Here is a 24,439-nt window from a genome sequence, read left to right as displayed (position 1 = left end):
GCCCGCGGCCTGATGGCCGCGGGCGCCCTCACGTGTGTCCCGGGCGCGAGCCCGGGCCCCCCTCAGTGGCCGTCGCCGCCGGGGGCCTTCGCCGGGTCGGGGGCCGCGGTGGCGGCCGCGGCGTTGTAGATGTCCGGCTCCAGGTAGATCACCCGGGCGATCGGGACGGCCTCGCGGATGCGGTCCTCGGCGGCGTTGATCGCGCGGGCCACCTCGGCCGCGGTGTCGTCGCTCTTGACCGCGATCTTCGCCGCGACCAGCAGCTCCTCGGGGCCCAGGTGCAGGGTCCGCATGTGGATCAGGCTGGTGACGGTGTGCCCGTCGACGACGGCGGCCTTGATCTTGTCGACGTCGTCGGTGCCCGCGGCCTCACCGAGCAGCAGGGACTTGGTCTCCGCCGCCAGGATGATCGCGATGACGATCAGCAGGATGCCGATGCACAGGGTGCCGATGCCGTCCCAGACGCCGTTGCCGGTCAGCAGGGCGAGGCCGACGCCGCCGAGGGCCAGGACCAGGCCGACGAGCGCGCCGAGGTCCTCCAGGAGCACGACGGGCAGCTCCGGGGCCTTGGCGCGCTTGACGAACTGGCGCCAGGACAGGTTCCCGCGGACCAGGTTCGACTCCTTGATCGCGGTGCGGAAGGAGAAGGACTCCGCGATGATCGCGAAGACGAGGACGCCGACGGGCCAGTACCAGTGCGTGATCTCGTGCGGGTCGTGGATCTTCTCGTAGCCCTCGTAGATGGCGAACATGCCACCGACGGTGAAGAGCACGATGGAGACGAGGAAGGCGTAGATGTACCTCTCGCGCCCGTACCCGAAGGGGTGCTCGGGAGTCGCCTCGCGCTTGGCCTTCTTTCCGCCGAGGAGCAGCAGCCCCTGGTTTCCGGAGTCCGCGAGCGAGTGGACGCTTTCCGCGAGCATCGACGAGGATCCGCTGAAGAGGTACGCCACGAATTTGGCTACAGCGATGGCGAGGTTGGCGGCGAGTGCCGCCACGATCGCCTTGGTACCGCCCGACGCGCTCATGGATTCAGGGTGTCCTTCCTAGGCACTGTCTACCGGCCGCACATTCTTGCAGCTACCCCGGCGACGGCGCGTCAGACGATCACCGTCGCGCGGAATACGGTGCCGGTTCCCGACAGTTCGGCCTTTTCGCCCGCCGGTACGAACACCGACTCGCCGGGCGCCAGGTCGAGTGCGCCGACCCGGGGGGCGCCCGCGGTGCAGAGCAGGATCTGCGCGGTGTCCGCGGGCAGCGTCCGTGAGGCGCCGCCGGGGGCGAGGAGGAAGCGGGAGAGCCGGAACTCGTCGATGGGGGTCTCGTAGACCTCCTCCTCGTCGCCCTCGGGGCGCAGCACGGCCGGGTCGCCCGACTCGAACCGGACGACCTTCAGGAGCTCGGGCACGTCCACGTGTTTGGGGGTGAGCCCGGCGCGCAGCACGTTGTCGGAGTTGGCGAGGAGCTCGACGCCCAGGCCGTCGATGTAGGCGTGCGGGACGCCGGCGCCGAGGAACACGGCCTCGCCGGGCTGGAGCCGGAAGTGGTTCAGGAGCAGGGCGGCGATGATCCCGGGGTCGCCGGGGAAGTCGTGGACCAGGGCGGCGTACGGCGCGTACGGGCCGCCGAGGCGCTCGGCGGCGGCCGCGGTCTCGGTGACGGTGCGGGCCATCTGCTCGCGGTCCGCGGTCAGTACGGCGGTCAGCACCTCGCGCAGCGCGGCTTCCTCGGGGTGGGCGCGCAGCAGGTCGGCGTACGGCTTGAGGGAGTCGACGCCGAGGCCGTCGAGGAGGTCGGCGGCCTGTTCGGGCCTGCGGAAGCCGCAGAAGCCGTCGAACGGGGTGAGCGCGCAGATCATCTCGGGCTTGTGGTTGGGGTCCTTGTAGTTGCGGTGGGCCGCGTCGATCGGGACGCCGCGGCGCTCCTCGTCCTCGTACCCCGCGCGGGCCTGGGCCAGGTCGGGGTGGACCTGGAGGGAGAGGGGGGCGCCGGCGGCGAGGATCTTGAAGAGGAAGGGCAGCCGGGGGCCGAACCTGGCGACGGCGGCGGCGCCGAGCTCGCCTTCGGGGTCGGCGGCGATCAGGTCGGAGAGGCTGGTCTCGCCCGCGCCCCGGTCGAGGCGGGAGGGGGCGCCGGGGTGGGCGCCCATCCACATCTCGGCCTGCGGCTCACCGGTGGGTGCGACCCCGAGGAGCGTGGGGATGGCGGTGGGGGAACCCCAGGCGTAGGGGCGGATCGTGTTCGTCAGGCGGTCCATCGTGGTCTTCCTGGATAGAGCCGGATACGCAGGTGTACCTCAGGCGTGTCCCCCGGAAGCCAACGCCAGGTAGGCGGTGGCGAAATCCGTGACGGCGAGGAGTTCGGCGAGCTGTTCCAGCTCGACGCCCTCCTCCGGTTCGAGCTCGCTGATGGCCGTGTCGTGGCCGAGGGCGAGCTCGCGTGCGGCCGGGGCGGCGCTGAGGCCGCCCGTCGGCCGGTCACGCAGCAGGACGATGCGGGCGCGGAGGGCCTGGGGCTCTTCGACCCGGTCACGGAAGAAGTCTTCGGGATCGGCGCCGGCCGCGAAGGCGCCTGCGAGCAGGACGCCGTGGGCGGGCAGCGCCTCGGGGAGCGCGGCGGCCAGTGCGGGGCGGCCGGCGAGCTCGGCGAGGGTGGCGGCGAAGCGGCGCCCGGCGGGCCCGGCTCCGGCGCCCTCGCTCCAGATGAGCGGGAGCGAGTCGGCCAGTTCGGAGGCGAGCGTCTTGGCCGGGTTGGAGTACGTGACGACGGCGGGGCCGCAGCGTTCGGCGGTGCGGTCGAGCCGGTCCGCGACGAGTTGCAGGGTCGCGGGGGCGGCGGTGATCAGGCCGACCCTGTCGAGCAGCACCAGCAGGGGCGTCAGCAGGGCCCACAGGGCGCCGGGTCCGGCCGCGGCGGATTCGTCGTACTCCTGGTACGGGGCCTTGGCCATCGGTACGAGGAGCCCGTGCGCGCCGTCCACCGCCTCGCTCAGCGGGGAGCGTTCGGGGGCGACGGCGACGACGGTGCAGCCCCGCCGGTAGGCCTGCTCGGAGAGGAGGGCGAGGCCGGGCTCGGTGCCGTCGGTGGTGGCGATGAGCAGCAGGTCGACGGGGCCGGCCCAGCCGGGCAGGGCCCAGCGCAGGGCTCCGGGGGCGTGGGCGACGCCGGTGGGGTCCAGCCGGACGACGGGCGCGGAGGCACCGGCGAGGGCGCCGAGCAGGTCGGCGACCCCGGTCGCGGCGGTGCCGGAGCCGGCGATGAGGACGGCGCGGGGCCGGCCGTCGGGGCGCAGGTCGCCGAGCCCCGCCTCGGCGGCGTGGCGGGCGGCGGTGCGGACCCTGGCCCCTGCTTCGGCGGCGCCGCGGAGCAGGCCCCTGCGGTCGGCGCGGACGAGGGCGTCCGGTGCGTCGAGGAGCGACTCGTCGAGCATGGCGGCCTCCGGCTGTTGGGTGACGGAACCAGTCTGCGCGTCTCGCGGTGCGGGGCGGCTCAGGCGGGGCGGCGGGCCTCGTCGACGAGGAGGACCGGGATGCCGTCGCGGACCGGGTAGGCGAGCCCGCAGTCCTGGCCGGTGCAGATCAGCTCGGGGGCCGTCTCGGCGGCCGACTCGTCCCGGAGGGGCGCGTGGCAGGCGGGGCAGGCGAGGATCTCCAGGAGACCGGCTTCGAGCGGCATGGGGCGCTTTCCCTTCGGACATGCGGTTGGGGCGTGGTCAGCGTACCGCCGAGTCACCCCCGGTGCGGTGCGGCGGTGTCCGGCCGCGGTCCCGCCCCCCGGGGACGGCCGCCGGGGTGACCCGCGGCGGGGTCCGGCGGCGCCCCCGCCGCCCCGGGCGGGGGCTGCGGGGGCGGGGCGCCCGGGGCGCCGGGCGGGCGGGGTGTCAGGCGCGGATGAGGGCCAGGACCTCGTCGCGGACCGCGGCGAGGGTCGCCTCGTCGCGGGCCTCGACGTTCAGGCGCAGCAGCGGCTCGGTGTTGGAGGCGCGTACGTTGAACCACCAGTCGGCGCCGGTGGCGGTGAGGCCGTCGAGCTCGTCCAGGGTGACGTCCTCGCGGGCGCCGTAGGTCTCCTTGACCGCGGCGAGGCGGGCCTTCTGGTCGTCGACCGTGGAGTTGATCTCGCCGGAGCCCGCGTAGCGGTCGTAGGAGGAGACCAGGTCGGAGAGGGGGCCCTGCTGGCCGCCGAGGGCCGCCAGGACGTGGAGCGCGGCGAGCATGCCGGTGTCCGCGTTCCAGAAGTCCTTGAAGTAGTAGTGCGCCGAGTGCTCGCCGCCGAATATGGCGCCGCTCTTCGCCATCTCCTCCTTGATGAAGGAGTGGCCGACGCGGGTGCGGACGGGGGTGCCGCCGTGTTCGCGGACGACCTCGGGGACGGACCAGGAGGTGATCAGGTTGTGGATCACGGTGCCGGTGCCGCCGTTGCGGGCCAGCTCGCGGGCGGCGACCAGGGCGGTGATCGCGGACGGGGAGACGCCCGCGCCGCGCTCGTCGATGATGAAGCAGCGGTCGGCGTCGCCGTCGAAGGCGATGCCCAGGTCGGCGCCTTCGGCGAGGACGCGGGCCTGGAGGTCGACGACGTTCTTCGGGTCGAGGGGGTTGGCCTCGTGGTTCGGGAAGCTGCCGTCGAGCTCGAAGTACATCGGGACGACGTCGAGCGGGAGGCCCTCGAACACGGTGGGGACGGTGTGGCCGCCCATGCCGTTGCCGGCGTCCACGACGACCTTGAGCGGGCGGATCGCGGTGAGGTCCACCAGGCCCTTGAGGTGCGCGGCGTAGCCGGGGAGGGTGTCGAGCTCGGTGGTGGTGCCGGGGACGGTGCCCTCGGCGACGGCGGGGGCGCCCTCGTCGGTCCACTGCTCGGCCAGGGCGCGGATCTGCGCGAGTCCGGTGTCCTGGCCCACGGGGGCCGCGCCGGCGCGGCAGAGCTTGATGCCGTTGTACTGCGCCGGGTTGTGGGAGGCCGTGAACATGGCGCCGGGGAGGCCGAGGGAGCCGGAGGCGTAGTACAGCTGGTCGGTGGAGCAGAGCCCGATGAGGGTGACATCCACGCCGCGGGCGGCGGCGCCGCGCGCGAAGGCGGCGGACAGGCCGGGCGAGGAGGGACGCATGTCGTGGCCGATCACGATCGCGGTGGCGTCGACGACCTCGACGAAGGCCGCGCCGAACAGCTCGGCCAGGGTCTCGTCCCACTGGTCCGGAACGACCCCGCGCACGTCGTACGCCTTGACGATGTTCGAAAGATCTGCGGCCACTGCCTGCCCTCCTGAAGGTCCTGTGCGGTGGGTAAACCTACCCTGCACGGGGCTTGCCCCCGGGAGCGCGGGGAGGGGGGTCAGGACTCGGGCGACCTCAGGACGCGCAGGTGGCCGCGGCGCGTCTCGCCGGCGGTCGGGCCGCCGCGTCCGGGGCCGTTGGGCTCGGCCGGGCGCTCGGGCGGGCGGGCGGCTTCGCGTACGGCGTTGGCGAGGGCTTCGAGGTCGTCGCCGCTGGGGCGGGACGGCGCGGAGCCGTCGGACAGCCGGACGACGTCCCAGCCGCGCGGGGCGGTCAGGCGCTCGGAGTGCTCGGCGCACAGGTCGTAGCAGTGGGGTTCGGCGTAGGTGGCGAGCGGGCCGAGAACTGCGGTCGAATCGGCGTAGACGTACGTCAGTGTCGCGACGGCAGGGCGGCCGCACGCGGTGCGCGAACAGCGACGTACAAGGCTCACGACGTTGGACCGTACCGCACTCTTGACCGGGCCGCGACGACTCTCCCGCCGCTCACCCCCCGTGTCGTGGTCGGCGGTTACCCTGCGGGGGTGACGGACAGCCCGCTTCCCCCCCACCCGGTCGATCTTCCCGCCGAGCCGCGCCAGCGTCGACGGGACCGCCACGGACGCGGGATGCGCGGGCCGCTGGCGCCGCCCCAGGTGCCGTTGTCGGCGAGCCGGTCGGAGGTGTTCGGGGACCTCGTGCGGGACTCCGTCGAGCGGCTGGAGCGGCGCTTCCCGCAGCTGGCCGAGGTGGAGTTCCTCGTCGGGGACGTGCCCGGTCCGCCGGGCGGCGCGGACAGCGGCTGGAACGACGAGGCGGTGCCGCTGGGCGCGGTGCAGGAGCCCCGCGAGGGCCGTCCGGCGCGGATCGTGGTGTTCCGGCGGCCGGTGGAGATCCGTACGAAGACGCGCGACGAGAAGGCGCTGCTGGTGCACGAGATCGTCGTGGAGCAGGTGGCGGAGCTGCTGGGCCTCTCGCCGGAGACGGTGGACCCGCGGTACGGCCAGGACTGAGGTCCGGGCCTTACCGCGGCCGGGCCCGGCGTCCGGGCCCCGCCGCGGCCGGGGTCAGCGGACGAGGACCGACAGGTCCTGGGCGGCCCTGGGCACCGAGACGGTCGAGCGGTCGTCCGACAGGGTCTGCACGGTGAACATCGCGATGCCCTCGTGCGGGAGCGAGAGGGTGCGGGCCGCGTGGACCGGACCGCCCGAAAGGGTCTCCACCGTGAGGGCGTACGCGCCCTTGCCGCCCGCCGGAGCCACCGTCACGTTCTGGGTGGTGCCCGCCTTGACCACGACCTCCTGGGAGGCGGCCTCCCCGCCCCCGGTGCCCGGCGAGGCCGTCACCCTGACCTTGGCGTCCTGCCGGCCGGGGGCCGTGAGCGCGAGCACGGTCGTGTTCTCCTCGGGCCGGTTGTCGGCCACGGTCGCCCGCGCGCCCACCGGGCCGGTCGCCGGGACGAAGCCGAGCTCCTGCTTGGCACCGCTGCCGCGGACCACGCGTACCGCCGCGACCACCGGTGAGGTCTTCTTCGGGTCCGCGGGGGCCAGCAGCAGGGAGCCCGCCTCGCCCCGGGTCAGGTCCCCGAGGTCCACGGCGGCCGTCATGCCGGCCTTGACGTGCAGCTGTTCGTTCCCCGCGGGGCTGATGGAGCCGCCCTGGCCGGCCAGTCGGAGCGTGAGGTCCGCGTCCTGGTCGCCGGGGGCGAACGCGACCAGCCGTACGGAGGTGGCGTCCGCCGGGATGCCCGGCAGGACGAGGGAACCGGCCGGGTCGGTGGCGGCGGGCAGCCAGTCGGCGCCCACCCCCTCCTCGGCGACCTGCACGGAGGCGCCGACCCGGCCGGCCCGGGTGGTCACGTGCGCGGTAGCGTCGGCGAGCTGGGCCGAGGGGGCCAGGGAGGACAGCAGGACGGCCTTGCTGGACCGGGGGTCGATCCGGATGTTCTCGCCGGTTCCCGCCTCGGACTTCAGGGGGCCGTCGGGGCCGAAGAGCTTGATGTCGACGACGGCCGCGGCGTCGTCGGGGTTGGTGAGGTGGACGTAGTCCTCGCGCCCCTTGGCGGTGCTCACCGCGGGGAACCAGAAGTCGGTGCCGGGGGCGGTGCAGCCGGCGCCGAGCACGCCGCGGGCGCGGCCGACCGAGACCTTGGTGGTCTGCTGCGCGGTCCAGCCGGGGGCCAGGGAGCCGTCGGCGGTGCCCGTCAGGGCGGGGGCGTCGGCCCCGGCGGCGGTGGCCCCGAAGGGCTTGCCCGGTTCCTTGGGTTCCAGGACCGGCTTGGCGTCCTTGGTCGCGCCGAGCAGCCGGGCGGAGCCCGGGGCGGGGGCCCCGCCGGCCGCGGCCGGGGTGAACGCCGTGTACGTCGTGTCGGCGATGTCCGAGGAGCTGGGCGCCGGGCAGACCAGCAGGGACCGCTCCACGGGCATCCGGGACGCGGCGGCGGCCGTGCCGGCGCTCCCGGCCGCGGGCGCGGTGAGGGCGGCGAGCCCGGTGAGGGCGGCCAGCGCCGCGGCCGCGGCCGCCAGCGTCAGGGGTGCGCGCTGCTTCACTGCTGGGGGCTCCCGTCCGGACGCGGGTCGTGCTGTCCGTAGGTGTCGTACGGCTCGTACGGGTAGGGGTGTTCCGGCCGGCCCGGGTCCCGGGCCGGCGGGTGCTGCGGCTGCTGCTGATGCGGCTGCTGCGGCTGCTGCGGCTGCTGCGGATAGGGGGCGGACTCGTAGCCGTCCCCGCCGCCGTATCCGCCCTGCCGGGGGTACGACGCCGGCGGCTCGGGGTACTGCTCGTAGCCCGGCGCCGGGGTGTAGGGGTGCTGGGGCTGCTGGGGGTCGTACGCGTAGCCGCCCTGGTCGTCGCCGTAGCCCTGGTAGGCGTACGACTCCTCCCCGTACGCCGGCTGCGCCGGGATCTGCGCGTACGGGTCGGCCACCCCGGGGTCCTGCGCGGGGGCCGGCGCGGCCCCGGCCTCCGCCTCGGCGCGCAGCCGGCGGGCGCGGCGGCCCTCGCCGGCCTCGCCGGGGCCGGGCTGGGACGGCAGCACGGCCTCCTCCTCGGGCAGGTCGTCGTCGAGCCGGGCCCGGCGGCCGGGCAGCGCCATCACCAGCAGCACCAGGGCGAGCAGGCCCTGCGCCCAGTGCCAGGCGGTGCGGACCGGGGAGGTCTCGTGGACGAGGTCGAGGCGGCCGGCGGCGGCGGGCAGTTCGAAGCCCTGAGCCCAGCCGTCCAGGGTCTTCGGCTTGAGGGGCTTGCCGTCGAGGGTGGCCTGCCAGCCGGAGTCGGCGCGGTCGGCGATGCGCAGCGTGCGGCCCGCTTCGCCGGCCGGGATCTCCGCATGGGCCTCGACCGGGCCGGAGGAGACCGGCACGGGCGCTTCGCCGGGCTTGCCGGGGACGATGACGGTGCGGGGCAGCCAGGGCTCGACGCCCCAGAGGGCGGTGCCGTCCTGCTGGTGGCGGCGGCTGAGGCCGGGGGTGGCGTCGAGGACGCGGCGGATCTCCTCGGGGCCGCCCGGCCGGAACATGACGAAGCGGATGGCGAAGGCGCTGAGCTGGCTGGACTGGTCGGCGCCGGAGCCCGCGACGAGGTTGGAGACGACCTTGTCGAGGCGGGCGTCGCCGCCGGTCGCGGCGGTGGTCTCGGCGTCGCCGAGGCGGCCTCCGGAGCCGCGGACGAGGCTGTAGGAGACGCCGGCGGGGCCGTCCAGGTCGAGGATCAGGGTGCGGGTCTGGTTGTCGTCCCCGCCCGCGTCGGCGACGAAGGCCGGGACCTGTACGGGGTCGCGGCGCTGGAGCGGTCCGGCGGCTCCGTCGAGCACCCAGCCGGCCGCGCCGAGCAGCGGCCCGGCGGCGGCGGCGAGCGCGACCAGCGCGGCCAGCGGCTGGCGCCAGCCGAAGCTGCGGGCGGCGACGCGGTGCTTGGCTCCGTCGGCGCCCAGTACGGCGGCCGCGAGGAGGGCGGTTCCGTAGACGAGGGTGGCGGGCCCGGCCCAGGCGGTGCGGGCGACGAGGACGGCGCACAGCAGCCCGGCGAGGGCGGCGGCCCAGGCGGTGCGCACGGCGGCCTGCCGGTCGGCGCGGAGCAGCGCGGCCAGGGCGGCCAGGACCACGCCGGCGAGGAGCAGGGAGGCGCCCGTGCCGGGGCCGCCGGGGTTGATGCCGAGCAGGCCGAGGGGGGTGGCGGAGCCGGCCCCGTACGGCAGTCCGGCCTCGCGGAGCAGCCGGCCGGGGTGCATCAGGAGGCCGAGGGACCAGGGGGCGAGCACGAGGAGCGGGACGGCGAGGGTGGCCGCGAGGCGGGGGCCGTACGTCTTCCAGCGGTCGCGGCGGGCGACCAGCGCGGCGGCGCCGAGCGCGGCCGCGAGCGGCCAGACGACGGGGGTGAAGGCGGTGGCGAGGGTGAGCAGGAGGGCGTGGGTCCACACGGGGCGCCGGCCCGGGTCGGCGTCCGGTCCCCCGAGGCCGAAGGCGGCGACGGCGGAGCGGGCGATCAGCGGCAGCAGCACGGCGAGGACGGCGGTGCCGAGGCGGCCGCCGGCGAGGGCTCCGGTGACGGCGGGCAGGAAGGCGTAGGCGACGGCGGCCCAGGCGCGCAGCAGGCGGGACTCGACGAGCGGCCGGGAGGCGAAGTACGCGGTGAGTCCGGCGAGCGGGACGGAGCCGACGAGCAGCAGGGTCAGGGCGGCCTGGGTGGAGCCGAACAGCAGGGTGGAGAGGGCGCCGAGGACGGCGAGGTACGGCGGGGCGTCGGCGGTGGAGCCGGTGGAGACGGTGTGCCAGCCGTCGGTGTAGGCGCGCCAGAGGTCGAGGCCGCTGTCGGGGGCGGGCAGCAGGGCGCCGCCCATCAGGGAGCCGCCGCCGATGAGGGAGCGGCAGGCGGCGAGGGAGACGAGCAGGAGGAGGCCGAACAAAACGGGCGCGGGGTTGCGGGCGATCCGCTTGAGGCGCGCGAACCGTTCGGTCTCCTGGTAGTCGCCCTCTTCGCCGGGCGCGGTCAGGATGCTGGCTCCGCCGTGCCGGCCTGCGGGGGCGGTGTCGGTGGCGCGGCCTTCGCCGAAGTACCCGGCGAGGGCCTCGGCGTTGGCGCGCAGGGAGGCGCCGGGCGGCGGGAAGAGCGGGCGCAGCTCGGCGGCGGGGACAGCGGGGCGGCGGCGGGCCTTGCGGGCGGCGAGGACGCGGCCGGGGCGGAGCAGGGTGGCGAGCAGGCCGGTGACTTCGTCGACGGCCTGGCCGGGTGCCTTGCCGACGAGGTAGGCGAGGGTGCGCAGGACGGTGCCGACGAGGACGCGCAGCAGCACGTACGGGAGGGCGCGGCCGGAGCTGTTGGCGAGCATCGTGTAGACGGCGCCGGCCTTGTCGACGCGGTGCGGGCCGGCGGCGGTGCGGCCGGCGCAGTCGACGGTGCGGCGCTCGCGGGCGGAGGCCTCGGCGTGCCGCATGACGGCGTCGGGGGCGACGAGGACGGTGTGGCCCGCGCTGTGGGCGCGCCAGCACAGGTCGACGTCGTCGCGCATGAGCGGCAGCCGGCGGTCGAAGCCGCCGAGGGCGTCGTAGACGTCGCGGCGCACGAGCATGCCGGCGGTGGAGACGGACAGGACGGGGCGGATCTGGTCGTGCTGGCCCTGGTCCTGTTCGCGGCGGTCCAGGCCGGTCCAGCGGCGGCCGCTGCGGGCGACGGTGACGCCGGCTTCGAGGAGCTGCTTGCGGTCGTACCAGCCGCGCAGCTTGGGGCCGATGACGGCGGCTTCGGGGTTCTCGTCGGCGACGCGGAGCAGCTCGGCGAGGGCGTCCGGTTCGGGGGCGCTGTCGTCGTGGAGCAGCCAGAGCCACTGGACCGGTTCGCCGTGCGGCAGTTCGGGGAGGTCGTACGCGTCGTCGCGCCAGGTGCGGCTGACGGGGTCCCAGCCGCTGGGGCGCTTGAGGTACGGGAGGTCCTCGGGGGTCAGGGTGCCCGCGGTCCGGGCGGCCTCGTCGACGGCGGTGCCGAATCCGGTGCGCCGGGCGAGGTGCAGGACCCGGTCGTCGCCGAAGGCCTCGGTGAGGAGCCGGGCGGAGTCGTCGGCGCTGCCGGTGTCGGCGGCGACGTGGTTCTGGGCGGGGCGTTCCTGGCCCAGGAGGCCGGCGAGGGTCCGCGGCAGCCAGCGGGCGCCGTCATGGGCGACGAGGACCGCGGTGACGACGTGCCGGGGGAACTCCGGGGTGGCGGGGGCCTGGTGGGAGGCCGTCGACTGGCTGTGCAGGGACATCGCGGTACGGGCCCTCCGGCCGGGGGTCCGGGGGTGGTGGACCCTCGGAGGCTGCTGGACAGCGCCCCACACTAACGGCTGGGAACAAGGCAGTCCGCCTCCTGCGGGGAAGGTGCGGGAGGCGGACCGTTTGCTCTGCTCGCTCGATGTGGTGCGCCGTCGGCCGTGCCGCCGGACCTGCCGGGCGATGTGCCGTCGGATATGCCGTGGGTGGTGCCGCGGGATATGTCGTGCGATGTGCCGTAGGTGCCCGCGCGGGGGCGCCGGGCCCTCCTCAGACCGCTGCCTTCTTCAGCCGGCGGCGCTCGCGCTCGGAGAGGCCGCCCCAGATGCCGAATCGCTCGTCGTTGGCGAGGGCGTACTCAAGGCATTCGGAGCGGACTTCGCAGGCGAGGCAGACCTTCTTGGCCTCGCGGGTGGAGCCGCCCTTCTCGGGAAAGAAGGACTCGGGGTCGGTCTGGGCGCACAGCGCGCGCTCCTGCCATCCGAGCTCTTCGTCCGCTTCCTCGACCAGCAGTTCCTGAAACAGCTCGGTCATGTGCGCCCCTCGCTCTGTCTGTGCGTCCCCGTGATGATGTCGTCACTGATCGCTACGTAACGACACGAGTGAAATTACAAGTGCGTGGCTCCTGCGCAGTCAAGCTGAGATCTGCTATTGGGGCCCTTATTCACTCTGCGGAACCAAGCGTATGCAGTAAGTGTTCAAATCGCCAAAAATCGTGACACATGCCATCGGCACCGCATGACGCCCATTACCCGATATCGACGTCTCACTCATCGGCTTGGTTGCGATCCGGTCACGGAAGCGGCGCAGATCACATTCAGGTCACGAGGTGGCGGGTAATGGTTTGAGGTGCGATACAGCGCCACATCCCCTGGCCCGGGCTGCACAAACCTTTCTCCGGGCGCGTTAACCGGATGAGGTGAAACTTTTCCCCCGAAACGGTCATCGAGTTGACAGTTCGCCCGTGACCCGCTCTTCTTGTTCGCATGTCAGCGCCCGCAGCCGCCACCCGGACCCCCATTCGTGGGTTCCTGTGCGCTGCCCAGGTTCGCTGTTGCTGTTGCAGCTGTTGATGCCCTCGGAGCTCCGGCTCCGCTGAGCTCCGGCCGGCCCCCACGCAACCGCCAGCACGACTGACATCCGTCGAGGTATCCCCACGATGAACAGCGCCCTCCCCGCCGTCACCGCCCCCGCCGCGGCCCCCACCGCCCCGGCTCCTGCCGCTCCCGCACCGGCTCCCGTGATCACCGCCCCGGCGCCCGCCACGGGCGGCGAGAGCGACCTCCAGATCGCCGGCGACATCCTCGCCGTCCAGCACCTCCTGCAGCCCGCCCGCGAGCACCCGGCCACCGTCGCCGAGTTCGTGGGCCTCGCCCGTTCCATCGCCGCGGACCGCGCCTCCTGGGAGCACCTGGTCCGCTACGACGCCACCACCCGCTGGTACCACCGGCTGCGCACCGGCCCCGGATACGAGGTCTGGCTGCTCAGCTGGGTCCCCGGCCAGGGCAGCGGCCCGCACGACCACGGCAGCTCCTCCGGCGTGATGACCGTCCTCGACGGCGAGCTCACCGAGCACAACGCCCGCGGACGGCTCTCCCTCGGCGCCGGCTCCCAGCGGGTCTTCGCCCCCGGCTACGCCCACGAGGTCGTCAACGACGCCCTCGACGGCGCGGTCAGCCTGCACGTCTACTTCCCCGGCCTGACCGAGATGCCGATGCACAGCTGCTCCCCGGCCAGGCCGCAGGCCCTTCCCGTCTGACCGTGACGGGGCCTGACAGACTTCGGTCCATGCGCATTGTTGTTCTGGCCGGCGGTATAGGCGGCGCCCGGTTCCTCCGCGGACTCAAGTCGGCAGTCCCCGACGCGGACATCACGGTCATCGGCAACACCGGTGACGACATTCACCTGTTCGGGCTCAAGGTGTGCCCCGATCTGGACACGGTGATGTACACCCTCGGCGGTGGCATCAACGAGGACCAGGGCTGGGGCCGCACCGAGGAGTCCTTCACCGTCAAGGAGGAGCTCGCCGCCTACGGGGTCGGACCCACCTGGTTCGGTCTCGGCGACCGCGACTTCGCCACCCACATCGTCCGTACGCAGATGCTCGGCGCGGGCTTCCCGCTGAGCGCGGTCACCGAGGCCCTGTGCGACCGCTGGCAGCCCGGCGTCCGGCTGCTGCCCATGTCCGACGACCGGGTCGAGACCCACGTCGCCATCACCGAGGCGGGCACCGGCGAGCGCCGGGTCATCCACTTCCAGGAGTACTGGGTCCGGCTGCGCGCCTCGGTCGACGCGGAGGCCGTCGTCCCGGTGGGCGCCGAGCAGGCCAAGCCCGCGCCCGGCGTGCTGGAGGCCATCGCGGCCGCCGACGTGATCGTCTTCCCGCCGTCCAACCCGGTGGTGTCGGTCGGGACGATCCTGTCCGTGCCCGGCATCAGGGAGGCCGTGGCCGCCGCCCCGGCGCCGGTCGTGGGCCTCTCCCCCATCGTCGGGGGCGCCCCCGTGCGCGGCATGGCCGACAAGGTGCTGGCCGCGGTGGGCGTCGAGTCCACGGCCGCCGCCGTCGCCCTGCACTACGGGACCGGGCTGCTGGACGCCTGGCTGGTGGACACCGCCGACGCGGACTCCGTCGCCGAGGTGGAGGCCGCCGGGATCACCTGCCGCGCGGTGCCGCTGATGATGACCGACCTGGAGGCCACCGCCGAGATGGCCCGGGCCGCGCTGGAGCTGGCCGAGGCCGCGCGGTGACGGCGGCGCACCCCCCGCGCGGGCCCGCTCCCGCGTACGAGGTGCGGGCGGTCGACGGGATCCCCGACGTCAGGCCCGGCGACGACCTGGCGAAGCTGATCGCGGTGGCCGCGCCCGACCTGCGCGACGGCGACGTCCTGCTGGTCACCTCGAAGATCGTCTCCAAGGCGGAGGGCCGGATCGTCGAGGCCTCCTCGCGCGAGGAGGCGATCGACGCGGAGACCGTACGGGTGGTCGCGCGCCGGGGTCCGCTGCGGATCGTCGAGAACCGGCAGGGCCTGGTCATGGCCGCGGCCGGCGTGGACGCCTCCAACACCGCCCCCGGCACGGTGCTGCTGCTGCCCGCCGACCCCGACGCCTCGGCCGCCGCGATCCGCGAGGGGCTGCGCGACATCCTCGGCACGGACGTGGGCGTGGTCGTCACGGACACCTTCGGGCGGCCGTGGCGCACCGGCCTCACCGACGTGGCGATCGGCTCGGCCGGCGTGCGGGTCCTGGACGACCTGCGGGGCGGGACGGACGCCCACGGCAATCCGCTGAGCGCCACCGTCGTCGCCACGGCCGACGAGCTGGCCGCCGCCGGCGACCTGGTCAAGGGCAAGGCGGCCGGACTGCCGGTCGCCGTCGTGCGCGGGCTGGCCCACCTCCTGGGCGAGGGATCCTCGGCCAGGGACCTGGTCCGCCCGCCGGCCGACGACATGTTCCGCCTCGGCACCTCGGAGGCGGTCCGCGAGGCCGTGACGCAGCGCCGTACGGTCCGGGCCTTCACCGCCGAACCGGTGGACCCCGGCGCGGTGCGGCGGGCGGTCACGGCGGCCGTGACCGCCCCGGCGCCGCACCACACGACACCGTGGCGGTTCGTGCTGCTGGAGTCGGCCGCGTCCCGGCTGGAGCTGCTGGACGCGATGCGGGACGCGTGGATCGCCGACCTGCGGGCGGACGGGAAGTCCGAGGAGTCCGTCGCGCGGCGGGTCCGGCGCGGGGACGTGCTGCGGGCCGCCCCGTACCTGGTGGTGCCCTGTCTGGTGACGGACGGCGCGCACCACTACGGGCACGCGCGGCGCGACGCGGCCGAGCGGGAGATGTTCGTGGTCGCGATGGGCGCGGGCGTGCAGAACCTGCTCGTCGCGCTGGCCGGGGAGCGGCTGGGCTCGGCCTGGGTGTCCTCGACGATGTTCTGCCGGGACGTGGTGCGCGGGGTGCTGGGGCTGCCGGACGACTGGGACCCGATGGGCGCCGTGGCGGTGGGCCACCCCGCCGCGGCCGCGCCCGGGCGGCCCGCGCGGGCGGCGGCGGACTTCATCGAGGTCCGCTGAGCCGGACCGGGCGGCCGCCGTACGGTGCGGCCGGGCCGGACGGTCCCGTCAGAGCCTGCCGATGTCGCTGCGGGGCATGCGCGGGGTGCGGCGGGGCGGGGTGCGGCCCGCGAGGAGGACGAGCCGGGCCGCCCGGTGGCGCTGTCCCGCGTACGGGGCGAGGAGCTCCAGCATGGCGGCGTCGTCGGCGTCCCGGTTCCCCGCGAGGGCGTAGCCGATGATGCCGGGCAGGTGGAGGTCGCCGGTGGTGACGGCGTCCGGGTCTCCGTTGCTGCGCTGGAGCGTCTCGGCGGAGGTCCAGGGGCCGATGCCGGGGACCGCCTCCAGCCGGGCGGCGGCCGGGCCGGGCTCCATCCCGGCGGCCTCCTCCATGCGGTGCGCGGCGCGGGCGGCCCGGACGATGGTGGCGGAGCGCTTGGAGTCGACCCCGGCCCGGTGCCAGTCCCAGGACGGGATCAGGGCCCAGGTGCGGGCGGAGGGCATCACGTGGAGGCCGAGGTCCTGCGGGCCGGGGGCGGGCTCGCCGTACTGGCGCACGAGCCGGCGCCAGGCCCGGTAGGCCTCGTCGGCCGTGACCTTCTGCTCCAGGACGGTGGGGATCAGGGACTCCAGGACCAGGCCGGTGCGGGTGAGGCGCAGGCCCGGGCGGCGGCGGTGGCTGGCGTGCACGAGCCGGTGGCGGGGGACGAAGGCGGCCGGGTCGTCGCCGGCGCCGAGCAGGGCCGGCAGGTGTTCGAGGACCCAGTCGGCGCCCGGCCCCCAGGCCTCGGCGCCGATCTCCGCGGCGCCGCCCGTGCCCGTACGGGAGACCCGGAGGGTGACCGGGCCCTGCGGGGTCCGGCTGGCGCGCCACACCGAGCCGTCGGGGGCCGCGCGGAAGGTCGGGTCGCCGGCGCCGCGCCGGAGCGGGCCGAGGGTGGTCCCGAGGTCGAGGGGGCCGTCGGGGGTCCAGCGACGGCTGCGGACGGCGCCCGCGGGAGCCGGGCCCCGCGCACCCGGCGCCGGACCCGGTGCCGGGTCCGCCGGGGCCGCGCCGGTGGGCGCGGGCTGCGGGGCGGGCTGCGGCGCGGGCACGGTGGTGCGGCCGCCGCGGACGGCGGCGCGGGTGAGGGGGTCGAAGCGGCCGGCCATGCCTTCGAGCGTAGCCCGGCGGGGCCGGTCCCCGCCCCGCCCCTTCCCCGCCGACGCGTGGGGCGGGGAAGGGGCGGGGAACGCGGACCAGCGGTCGCCGGACCCGCGAACGCCGGGCTCCGGGCTCCGGGCTACGGGCGGCCCTGGAGCCGGGCCGAGGCGGTGCGGGTGGTGGGGAGCTTGCCGTACAGGAGCTTGCCGGGGCACTCCGTCGCGAAGCCGTCCCGGTGGCCCGAGATCACGTTCATCTTCACGTTGCTGCCCTTGGCGTACAGGTTGCCACCGCCCGACTTCAGGGTCGTCTTCGCCCGCGGGTCCGCGCCGAAGAGGCCGAGCTTCCAGGCCGTGAGGCGGGCCACCGAGTCGACGACCGCCGCCGGGGGCGCCGTGCTGGTGTACGAGCCGATGACCGCGACGCCCATGCTGTCCGTGTTGAACCCCATGGTGTGCGCCCCGAGGACCGCCTTGGAGACGCCGCCCGCGCGGCCCTCGTAGACCGTGCCGCACTTGTCGACGGCGAAGTTGTAGCCGATGTCCCGCCAGCCGCTGCTGACCACGTGGTAGCGGTACAGGCTGCGCAGCACCGCCGGCGCGTCCTTGCAGGCGTAGTTGTTGCCGGAGGCGCTGTGGTGGACGAACGCGGCCTTGACCGTGTTCGTGTAGCCGAAGCCGGGCTCGCGCAGCTTCTCGTCCGCGCCCCAGCCCGCACGGGTGACGATCCGCGGGCGCGGGCCGATGTACGGGGCGGCCGCGGCGGTCAGGCCGCCGTCGCTCGCGAAGACCGCGTCGGCGGTGGAGTCGGCCTTGTCGAGCGCGCCGATCTCGGTGGCGCCCAGCTCCGCGTGCGGCAGATTGGCCGCGGAGGACTCGGCCATCTCCATCGACATGCCGGGCAGCGCCTCCCCCTTGTCGTCGCCCCCGGGGCCGGCGTTCTTGCCGTCCGTACCGCGGGCCGGTGCCACCTCGCCCGGGTCGACGAGTTCGATCCGCAGGCCCGACGGCAGCCGGGCCGGGGCGCGGGTGGCCGGGGTGCCCGGTTCGGCCTGGACCCGGACCTCCACGCCGTCGGACGCGCCGACCCACAGCGGGGCGGTCGCGCCGCGGACGCGGCCCGAGCCGCGCTCCGCCGCGTCGGGGTCGGCCGCGTGCTCGTCGTTGTGGGTCTCCACGTCCTGCCAGTCGGACCAGGTGGCGGTCGCCGCGGAGCGGGTGCGGACCTGGACGCGGCCGTGGAGCGGGGTGGCGGCGTCGTCCCAGACGACGCCGACCAGGGAGAACGTCGTGACCTCGCGGGCCGACAGGCCCTGCGTCTCGGGGAGGCGGGGCGAGGCGCTCATGCCGGGGACGCCGGGGCTGCGGTCCGCGGCGGGTCCCACGGGGACGAGGGGCAGCGACTGGGTGGACCCGGCGGGTGTCACGGGGGAGACCGCGTCCGGGGACGTGGCGGCCAGGGCCGGAGTAGGGAGCGCGAGGGGCAGGGCCAGTACGGCGGCCGTCGCGACGCCGATCGAGGAAGCAAGGAATCCACGCATGACAAGGATGCTGGGACACCCGGACCGCCCGGCGCCATCCGAGAACTGACGAACCGTCCGCTCGACCCCGCGCACCCCTCCCCCGTACGGCGGAGCCGCGGCCCCTCGTACGGGGGACGGGCCCGCGTACCCTGTGCCGGGTGAACGCCACTGACCGCACCCCTGCCGACCTGCTGCGATCCGCGCTCGCCGCCGATCCGGGCCGCCCGCTCGTCACCTTCTACGACGACGCCACGGGCGAGCGCGTCGAATTGTCCGTCGCCACCTTCGCCAATTGGGTGGCCAAGACCGCCAACCTGCTCCAGGGCGACCTGGGAGCCGAGCCCGGCGACCGGCTGGCGCTGCTGCTCCCCGCGCACTGGCAGAGCGCCGTGTGGCTGCTCGCCTGCGCCTCGGTCGGTGTCGTGGCCGAGGTGGGCGGCGATCCCGCCGGCGCCGACCTCGTGGTCAGCGGGCCGGACGCGCTGGAGGAGGCCCGCGCCTGCTCCGGGGAGCGCGTCGCACTGGCCCTGCGGCCGCTGGGCGGGCGGTTCCCGCAGCCGCCGGCCGGGTTCGCGGACTACGCGGTGGAGGTGCCCGGGCAGGGCGACCGCTTCGCGCCCTTCGTCCCGGTGGACCCGCAGGGGCCCGGGCTGGCCGTCGGCGGCGAGGAGCTCTCGTACGCGCAGCTGACCGACCGCGCCCGCGAGGACGCGGCGAAGCTCGGGCTCGGCGCCGGTTCGCGGGTGCTGACCGGCCTCGGCTACGACACCTGGGAGGGCCTCTCGGCCGGGCTGTACGCGGCCCTGGCGTCCGGCGGCTCCGTGGTGCTGTGCCGGAACCTGGACGCGCTGTCGGCGGACGGGCTGGCCCAGCGGGTCGAGAGCGAGCGCGTGACGCACCGCGTCTGACCGGCGCGGCCGCCGCACCACGTCCGGCCCGCCGCGGCCGGACCGCCGCGGGCCGGACCGCCGCGGCCGCCGCACCGCCTCCGGCCTGCCGCGATTCCCGTCGCCCGCGGCACTCCGATCCCGCGCCACACGCGAAGAACGGACTATTTGTCACCCGCTCGGCCCTTGACAGGACCCTGCCCCCGGGCCGCCCCGGCGTACCGGGGGCAGGATCGGCAATGGCCGCACTCACTCGTACGGCTTGTTGCCGGAGCGGCGACCGGAGCGGCGAGGGGACTGACGCGGGTGACGGACAGCGCAGGCATACCGGGCGGCGCCGGAGCGGGCGGAGGCACTCCCCCGCCTCCGCACGGCCGCAGGCGCCGACTGCTGCGCTGGAGCTGCCTCGGGGCCGCCGTGGTGGTCCTGGCGGGCACGGCCACCGGTTGGTGGCTGTACAACCGGCTCGACGGGAACATCACCGCGGACAGCTCGGCCGAGGCCGAGCTCAGGCGCTACGAGCGCGAGCGCCCGGCGAACTTCGCCACCGGGGCCCAGAACATCCTGCTGATCGGCTCGGACTCCCGCTCCGGCAAGGAGAACGCCCCCTACGGGGCGGACAAGGGCACGCAGCGCTCGGACACCGTGATCCTGCTGCACCTGCCCGCGGACCGGAAGAGCGCCACCGCGGTCTCGATACCCCGGGACCTGATGAGCGACATCCCGTCCTGCCTGAAGCCGGACGGGACCCGCACCACCGCCCAGTACGCGCAGTTCAACTGGTCCTTCGAGTGGGGCGGGGCCGCCTGCACGATCCGTACGGTGGAGAAGCTCACCGGCATCCGCGTCGACCACCACATGGTCGTCGACTTCGGCGGCTTCAAGAAGATGGTCGACGCCGTCGGCGGGGTGGAGGTCTGCCTCGAACAGCCGGTGGACGACGCGGCCGCCAAGGCGAAGCTGCCCGCCGGACTGCACACGCTGCGGGGCGAGCAGGCCCTCGGCTACGTCCGCGCCCGGCACAGCCTGGGCAACGGCAGCGACACCGAACGGATGCTGCGCCAGCAGCAGTTCCTCGGCTCGCTGGTCAAGAAGGTGCAGAGCAACGGGGTACTGCTCAATCCGGCCCGTCTGGTGCTGCTGCTGGACGCGGCGACGTCCTCGGTGACCACCGACCCGGGGCTGGCCTCGCTGCGCGGGCTGTACGAACTCGTGCGGGGCGTACGGGACATACCGACGGACCAGGTCAAGTTCCTGACGGTGCCGCGGCGTCCGTACCCGTCCAATCCGAACCGGGACGAACTGGTACAGCCCGACGCGGCCCGGCTGTTCGAGCGGCTGCGGATGGACCGGCCCGTGACGGTGACCCCGCCGACGCCCGAGGACGCTTCCCGACCGGACTCCGCGCGGCCCTCCGACCGGCCCTCCGGGGCCCCTTCGGAGCCCACCGGGACCTCCACGGGAACCGGAACCGGACCCACCCCCGTCCCCACTTTCACCGGAACCACGGCAGGTCCGGCCGACTGCCGGTAAAGCAATCCCAAAAGCCGGTGACCGAACCGAGTGTGATGGGCGTTTCGCCCCGTTATCAGGGAAGTGGAATTTGTCACCAGCATGGTTTGCAGCCGAACCTGACGGATAGGGTGAGCGATCCGGTGCCCCGGCCGACCAAGAGGCCACGCACCAGCCGGATCGTTGACCGTGCGCCTGGGGGAGGCGCGTCGCGAGGCACCGACGGAGGATTCGAGCAACCGTGGATGCGCAAAGCCGTGGGCGGGCCGACGAGATCGACCCCGCAGACCAGTGGGTGATCAACCCCCGCACCGGCCACTACGAACTGCGACTGGGCAACTCCGCTGAGCAGCAGCGTCAGCAGCGGCCCTCCGCGTCGGCACCGCGCAGATCCAGATCCGCCACGGCCCCCGCGCCGACCGCTCCCTCACCGGCCGTCCCCAAGCCCCGTCGCGGCGACGGCCCGCCCGGGCGGCGCACCGGCCGTTCCCGCAAGGGCGGTGGCGGCGGCGGACGCAAGAAGACGCTGGTCATCACCGGCGGGGCCCTGGCGTTCCTGCTGGTCGGCGGTTCGGTCGCGGGGTACCTCTACTACCAGCACCTGAACGGCAACCTCACCATCACGGACACGGCGGGCGCCGGCACCGGCGGCTTCCGGAAGAACGAGGCCATCAACATCCTCGTCATCGGCACCGACAAGCGCAGCGGCGCCGGCAACGAGGGCTACGGGGACGCGAACAGCGTCGGCCACGCCGACACCACGATCCTGTTCCACGTCGCGAAGGACCGCAGCAACGCGACCGCGCTGTCGATCCCGCGCGACCTGATCACGGACATCCCGGCCTGCCCGACGAAGCAGCCGGACGGGTCGACGAAGGAGATCGGCGGCACCAAGGGCACCCGGTTCAACAACAGCCTCGGGCAGGAGGGCCGCGACGCGGGCTGCACGATGCGTACGGTCAAGGCCCTGACCGGCATCGAGATCGACAACTTCATGATGGTCGACTTCAACGCCGTGAAGAACCTGAGCACGGCCGTCGGCGGGGTGCCCGTCTGCCTGGAGAAGGCCGTCGACGACAAGGACTCCAAGCTCAAACTGGGCGCGGGCGAGCACCGCCTGGCGGGCGAGGAGGCGCTGGCCTTCGTACGGACCCGGCACGCCTTCGGCAACGAGAGCGACCTGGACCGCATCAAGACCCAGCAGGCGTTCCTCAGCTCGATGATGCGCGAGATGAAGTCGAAGGAGACGCTGACCAGTCCGAAGAAGTTCTTCTCGCTGGCCGAGGCGGCCACCAAGTCGCTGACCGTGGACCAGGGTCTGGGATCCATCGACAAGCTCACCGACCTCGCGGGCGAACTGAAGGACATGGACCTCAAGAACGTCACCTTCACCACCCTGCCGGTCCTCGACAACCCGGCCGAGAAGGTCAAGGCGACCGTCGTGCTCAACCAGGGGCTGGCCGATCCGCTGCTGCAGATGATCCGGGGGGACGTCTCGCTCACGGAGGTCGAGAAGAAGGAGGCCGCCGCGAAGGAGGCGGCCGACGCGGACGCGAAGGCCAAGCAGGACGCACTGCTCCACGGCGGCCGGGCGGCCGCGGGCGACGTACGGGTGGACGTGTACAACGGGGGCGGGCCCAAGGGCGCGGCCTCCACCACCCTGAACTGGCTGCAGAACACCAAGGGCGTGTCCAAGAGCAGCAACCGCGGCAACGCGCCCGCGAAGCTCGGCGCCACCCAGCTGGAGTACGCGCCCAACCAGGCCGACCAGGCCCGGGCGCTCGCGGACCTGCTGGGCCTCCCGGTGACCGCCATGAAGATGGGCACGGCGGACGCGGCGGCGAAGGCGCCGATGAAGCTGACGCTGGGGCCGGACTTCAAGGAGCCGGGCACCCCGCTCGCTGCGGCGCCGCCGCAGCAGCTGCCGGAGGACGTCCAGCGCACCGAGGCGGACAAGGCGGTCTGCGTGAAATGACGGACCACGGCCGGTAGGACCGGCACCACACGAAGCACGAGGGGATCTTGATGGGGGGACGCGTGAGGCACAGCAGCGTGCGGGGGGAGGGGGCGACCGCTCAGACCACCGGGGACGCATCCGGCGGCACACCCGACGGCATATCCGACGGCGCGGCCGACGGCACGTCCGGCGACGGCACATCCGGTGACGGTACGGGCGCCACCGGCGCCGTGCCTCAGCCTCGGGACGGCTCCCGGGCCGACCGCCGGGCGGCCGGCGGCAAGCGGCCCGCGGGCGGCAGACGGGCCGCCACCGGACGGCCGGGGCGGCGGCGCGCGCTGCGCTGGACGGCCTCCGTACTGTCCCTGCTCATACTCGGGACGGCGGCGGCCGGGTACCTCTACTACCGCCACCTGAACGGCAGCATCCAGACCGACGCGCTCAACCTCGGCGAGAACAAGCTGGGCGGCTCGAAGCCCAACGCCTTCGGCCAGACGCCGCTGAACATCCTGCTCATCGGTTCCGACGCGCGCGACGACGCGGCCAACCAGGCCCTCGGCGGCGCCACCGACACCTTCGACGGCCCGCCCCTCGCGGACGTGCAGATGCTGCTGCACCTGTCCGCGGACCGCAGCAACATGTCCGTGGTGTCGATGCCCCGCGACACGATCCTGATGATGCCCAAGTGCACCGAGCCCGGCGGCAAGGTGCACGAGGCCAGCAAGGGACTCGTCCAGACCAACGAGTCCCTCGGCCGCGGCGGACCGGGCTGCACGGTGGCCACCTGGACGGAACTGACACAGATCCCCATCGATCACTTCATGATGATCGACTTCAAGGGCGTGGTCTCCATGGCGGATGCCATCGGCGGCGTCCCGGTCTGCGTCGAGCAGAACGTGCACTCCCGCACCCGCGACGGCAAGGGCTCCGGCCTGAAGCTGCCGAAGGGCGAGAGCATCATCCAGGGCGAGCAGGCCCTCCAGTGGCTGCGCACCCGCTACGGCTTCGAGGACGGCACCGACATCGGCCGCACCCACGCCCAGCACCAGTACATGAACTCGATGGCCCGCGAGTTCCGCAAGAACGCCAAGCTCACCAACCCGGTGAAGCTCAACAGCCTGGCCCAGGCGGCCATCGACGCCATGGTCGTGGACACCGGCCTGGACAAGATAGACAAGCTGTACGACCTCAGCATGGAGCTGAAGAAGGTCCCGCCGGGCCGGATCACCATGACCACCATGCCCTGGGTCTACAGCACCCGGCCCGGCATGGACGGCCGCGTCGAGCCCAAGTCGGGCGAGGCCGAGGACCTGTTCCGGATGGTCCGCGAGGACATCGCGCTCGACGGCAAGGGCTCCGGCACCCCCGCGGACCCCGCCGCCTCCCCGTCGGCCGCCACCGGCACCCCGGCGGCCCCCTCGGCCCCGCCGTCGGCCGCCGCGCCCGAGCCGCCCGCGAAGACCGCGATCGGCGTCCGCAACGCCACCGGCGGCAAGGACGGCGCCCAGGCCCCGGCCCGCAACCGGGCGCGCGACGTCACCGCGGTGCTGGCCGCCAAGGGCTACACCAAGGCCACCGCGGAGAACCGCACCGGCGCCGAGGACGTGACGGTGGTCCGCTTCAACTCCGCGGAGCAGGCGGGCAGTGCCAACGCCCTGGCGACCGCGCTCGGACTGCCCGCCTCCTCGGTGCAGAAGTCCGACGAGGTGTCGGGGATCGTGCTGTTCGTCGGCAAGGACTGGCGGACCGGCGACGCGCCGACCCCGCCGCCGCCCGCCCCGACCAAGGCCCCGGACTCCGCCCGCCCCCTCAACGGGGACGACGACCAGGCCTGCATGCCCATCCAGCCCGGCTTCACCTGGTAGCCGCGCACGCACGCGA

19 protein-coding genes are annotated in these 24,439 nt (G+C 74.5%); 8 read left to right on the top strand and 11 right to left on the bottom strand.

The genetic code is table 11. The features are described from left to right. Nucleotides 1–62: 62 nt before the first annotated feature. The 6 genes from ACZ6S8_RS21135 to ACZ6S8_RS21110 all read right to left on the bottom strand — a co-directional run bounded on the left by ACZ6S8_RS21135 (nucleotide 63) and on the right by ACZ6S8_RS21110 (nucleotide 5,706). The gene (locus ACZ6S8_RS21135) at nucleotides 63–1,028 is read right to left on the bottom strand and encodes a cation diffusion facilitator family transporter (protein ID WP_469457866.1); all 966 of its coding nucleotides are present in this window, start codon (nucleotides 1,026–1,028) and stop codon (nucleotides 63–65) included. A gap of 71 nt (nucleotides 1,029–1,099) precedes the next feature. Then, a complete protein-coding gene (gene manA / locus ACZ6S8_RS21130; protein WP_469457864.1) occupies nucleotides 1,100–2,257 on the bottom strand; it encodes a mannose-6-phosphate isomerase, class I in 1,158 nt (385 codons plus the stop codon). Nucleotides 2,258–2,296: 39 nt separating this feature from the next. Next, a complete protein-coding gene (locus tag ACZ6S8_RS21125) occupies nucleotides 2,297–3,430 on the bottom strand; it encodes an SIS domain-containing protein (RefSeq protein ID WP_469457862.1) in 1,134 nt (377 codons plus the stop codon). Between the two features lie 59 nt (nucleotides 3,431–3,489). Then, nucleotides 3,490–3,675, bottom strand: a complete 186-nt coding sequence (locus tag ACZ6S8_RS21120) for a Trm112 family protein (protein WP_469457860.1) — start codon at nucleotides 3,673–3,675, stop codon at nucleotides 3,490–3,492. A gap of 205 nt (nucleotides 3,676–3,880) precedes the next feature. Next, a complete protein-coding gene (locus ACZ6S8_RS21115) occupies nucleotides 3,881–5,251 on the bottom strand; it encodes a phosphomannomutase/phosphoglucomutase (RefSeq protein ID WP_469457858.1) in 1,371 nt (456 codons plus the stop codon). Nucleotides 5,252–5,331: 80 nt separating this feature from the next. After that, nucleotides 5,332–5,706, bottom strand: a complete 375-nt coding sequence (locus ACZ6S8_RS21110; RefSeq protein ID WP_383920832.1) for a DUF3499 domain-containing protein — start codon at nucleotides 5,704–5,706, stop codon at nucleotides 5,332–5,334. Nucleotides 5,707–5,796: 90 nt separating this feature from the next. Here ACZ6S8_RS21110 and ACZ6S8_RS21105 point away from each other — a divergent pair, with 90 nt between their 5' ends. Continuing rightward, on the top strand, nucleotides 5,797–6,264 hold the full coding sequence (locus ACZ6S8_RS21105; RefSeq protein WP_469457856.1) for a metallopeptidase family protein: 468 nt from the start codon (nucleotides 5,797–5,799) through the stop codon (nucleotides 6,262–6,264). Nucleotides 6,265–6,318: 54 nt separating this feature from the next. Here ACZ6S8_RS21105 and ACZ6S8_RS21100 read toward each other — a convergent pair whose 3' ends face one another. The 3 genes from ACZ6S8_RS21100 to ACZ6S8_RS21090 form a co-directional block, all read right to left on the bottom strand. Next, nucleotides 6,319–7,800 carry a DUF5719 family protein gene (locus ACZ6S8_RS21100; RefSeq protein WP_469457854.1) on the bottom strand — a complete coding sequence of 494 codons (1,482 nt, stop codon included), beginning with the start codon at nucleotides 7,798–7,800 and terminating at the stop codon, nucleotides 6,319–6,321. Further along, nucleotides 7,797–11,489, bottom strand: a complete 3,693-nt coding sequence (locus ACZ6S8_RS21095; protein WP_469457852.1) for a glycosyltransferase — start codon at nucleotides 11,487–11,489, stop codon at nucleotides 7,797–7,799. The genes ACZ6S8_RS21100 and ACZ6S8_RS21095 overlap by 4 nt, the downstream gene beginning before the upstream one ends. Before the next feature lie 274 nt (nucleotides 11,490–11,763). Further along, entirely contained in the window at nucleotides 11,764–12,027 is a 264-nt protein-coding gene (locus ACZ6S8_RS21090; RefSeq protein ID WP_003983763.1) for a WhiB family transcriptional regulator, read from the bottom strand. A 625-nt stretch (nucleotides 12,028–12,652) separates the two neighbouring features. Here ACZ6S8_RS21090 and ACZ6S8_RS21085 point away from each other — a divergent pair. Genes ACZ6S8_RS21085 through ACZ6S8_RS21075 form a run of 3 tightly spaced genes read left to right on the top strand, consistent with a single transcriptional unit; the run spans nucleotide 12,653 to nucleotide 15,557 of the window. Continuing rightward, a complete protein-coding gene (locus tag ACZ6S8_RS21085; RefSeq protein ID WP_469457850.1) occupies nucleotides 12,653–13,252 on the top strand; it encodes a cysteine dioxygenase in 600 nt (199 codons plus the stop codon). A gap of 29 nt (nucleotides 13,253–13,281) precedes the next feature. After that, entirely contained in the window at nucleotides 13,282–14,241 is a 960-nt protein-coding gene (gene cofD / locus ACZ6S8_RS21080) for a 2-phospho-L-lactate transferase (protein WP_469457848.1), read from the top strand. Next, nucleotides 14,238–15,557, top strand: coding sequence for a coenzyme F420-0:L-glutamate ligase (locus ACZ6S8_RS21075; RefSeq protein ID WP_469457846.1), 1,320 nt, complete (start codon nucleotides 14,238–14,240; stop codon nucleotides 15,555–15,557). Before cofD ends, ACZ6S8_RS21075 begins: the two co-directional genes overlap by 4 nt. A 48-nt stretch (nucleotides 15,558–15,605) precedes the next feature. On the opposite strand, the gene ACZ6S8_RS21070 is transcribed toward ACZ6S8_RS21075, so the two are convergent. Both ACZ6S8_RS21070 and ACZ6S8_RS21065 read right to left on the bottom strand, forming a co-directional pair. Beyond that, nucleotides 15,606–16,688 (bottom strand): DNA-3-methyladenine glycosylase family protein, encoded by a 1,083-nt coding sequence (locus ACZ6S8_RS21070; protein ID WP_469457844.1) that lies wholly within the window; start codon nucleotides 16,686–16,688, stop codon nucleotides 15,606–15,608. Between the two features lie 131 nt (nucleotides 16,689–16,819). After that, a complete protein-coding gene (locus ACZ6S8_RS21065) occupies nucleotides 16,820–18,220 on the bottom strand; it encodes a peptidoglycan recognition protein family protein (protein WP_469457842.1) in 1,401 nt (466 codons plus the stop codon). Nucleotides 18,221–18,360: 140 nt separating this feature from the next. Between ACZ6S8_RS21065 and ACZ6S8_RS21060 the strand changes: the two genes are divergently transcribed. The 4 genes from ACZ6S8_RS21060 (at nucleotide 18,361) to ACZ6S8_RS21045 (ending at nucleotide 24,423) form a co-directional block, all read left to right on the top strand. Beyond that, complete coding sequence (locus ACZ6S8_RS21060) at nucleotides 18,361–19,110, top strand: TIGR03089 family protein (protein ID WP_469457840.1); 750 nt, start codon at nucleotides 18,361–18,363, stop codon at nucleotides 19,108–19,110. Nucleotides 19,111–19,395: 285 nt separating this feature from the next. Continuing rightward, nucleotides 19,396–20,622: an LCP family protein gene (locus ACZ6S8_RS21055; RefSeq protein ID WP_469457838.1), complete on the top strand. Its 1,227-nt coding sequence runs from the start codon at nucleotides 19,396–19,398 to the stop codon at nucleotides 20,620–20,622. Between the two features lie 220 nt (nucleotides 20,623–20,842). Further along, complete coding sequence (locus ACZ6S8_RS21050; protein ID WP_469457836.1) at nucleotides 20,843–22,576, top strand: LCP family protein; 1,734 nt, start codon at nucleotides 20,843–20,845, stop codon at nucleotides 22,574–22,576. A 50-nt stretch (nucleotides 22,577–22,626) separates the two neighbouring features. Then, nucleotides 22,627–24,423, top strand: coding sequence for an LCP family protein (locus ACZ6S8_RS21045; RefSeq protein WP_469457834.1), 1,797 nt, complete (start codon nucleotides 22,627–22,629; stop codon nucleotides 24,421–24,423). Nucleotides 24,424–24,439: the final 16 nt, after the last annotated feature.

This window comes from Streptomyces sp. NPDC048461 (assembly GCF_055587105.1).
Note: the sequence above shows the minus strand (reverse complement) of the source record. Positions and strands in the feature narration are given on the sequence as shown.

What these genes read in the sequence shown, in the direction of transcription:
- ACZ6S8_RS21070 (WP_469457844.1), bottom strand. Translation starts at nt 16,688, where the DNA reads ATGGCCGGCCGCTTCGACCCCCTCACCCGCGCCGCCGTCCGCGGCGGC.
- manA (WP_469457864.1), bottom strand. Translation starts at nt 2,257, where the DNA reads ATGGACCGCCTGACGAACACGATCCGCCCCTACGCCTGGGGTTCCCCC.
- ACZ6S8_RS21120 (WP_469457860.1), bottom strand. Translation starts at nt 3,675, where the DNA reads ATGCCGCTCGAAGCCGGTCTCCTGGAGATCCTCGCCTGCCCCGCCTGC.
- ACZ6S8_RS21125 (WP_469457862.1), bottom strand. Translation starts at nt 3,430, where the DNA reads ATGCTCGACGAGTCGCTCCTCGACGCACCGGACGCCCTCGTCCGCGCC.
- ACZ6S8_RS21045 (WP_469457834.1), top strand. Translation starts at nt 22,627, where the DNA reads ATGGGGGGACGCGTGAGGCACAGCAGCGTGCGGGGGGAGGGGGCGACC.
- cofD (WP_469457848.1), top strand. Translation starts at nt 13,282, where the DNA reads ATGCGCATTGTTGTTCTGGCCGGCGGTATAGGCGGCGCCCGGTTCCTC.
- ACZ6S8_RS21085 (WP_469457850.1), top strand. Translation starts at nt 12,653, where the DNA reads ATGAACAGCGCCCTCCCCGCCGTCACCGCCCCCGCCGCGGCCCCCACC.
- ACZ6S8_RS21065 (WP_469457842.1), bottom strand. Translation starts at nt 18,220, where the DNA reads ATGCGTGGATTCCTTGCTTCCTCGATCGGCGTCGCGACGGCCGCCGTA.
- ACZ6S8_RS21095 (WP_469457852.1), bottom strand. Translation starts at nt 11,489, where the DNA reads ATGTCCCTGCACAGCCAGTCGACGGCCTCCCACCAGGCCCCCGCCACC.
- ACZ6S8_RS21090 (WP_003983763.1), bottom strand. Translation starts at nt 12,027, where the DNA reads ATGACCGAGCTGTTTCAGGAACTGCTGGTCGAGGAAGCGGACGAAGAG.
- ACZ6S8_RS21135 (WP_469457866.1), bottom strand. Translation starts at nt 1,028, where the DNA reads ATGAGCGCGTCGGGCGGTACCAAGGCGATCGTGGCGGCACTCGCCGCC.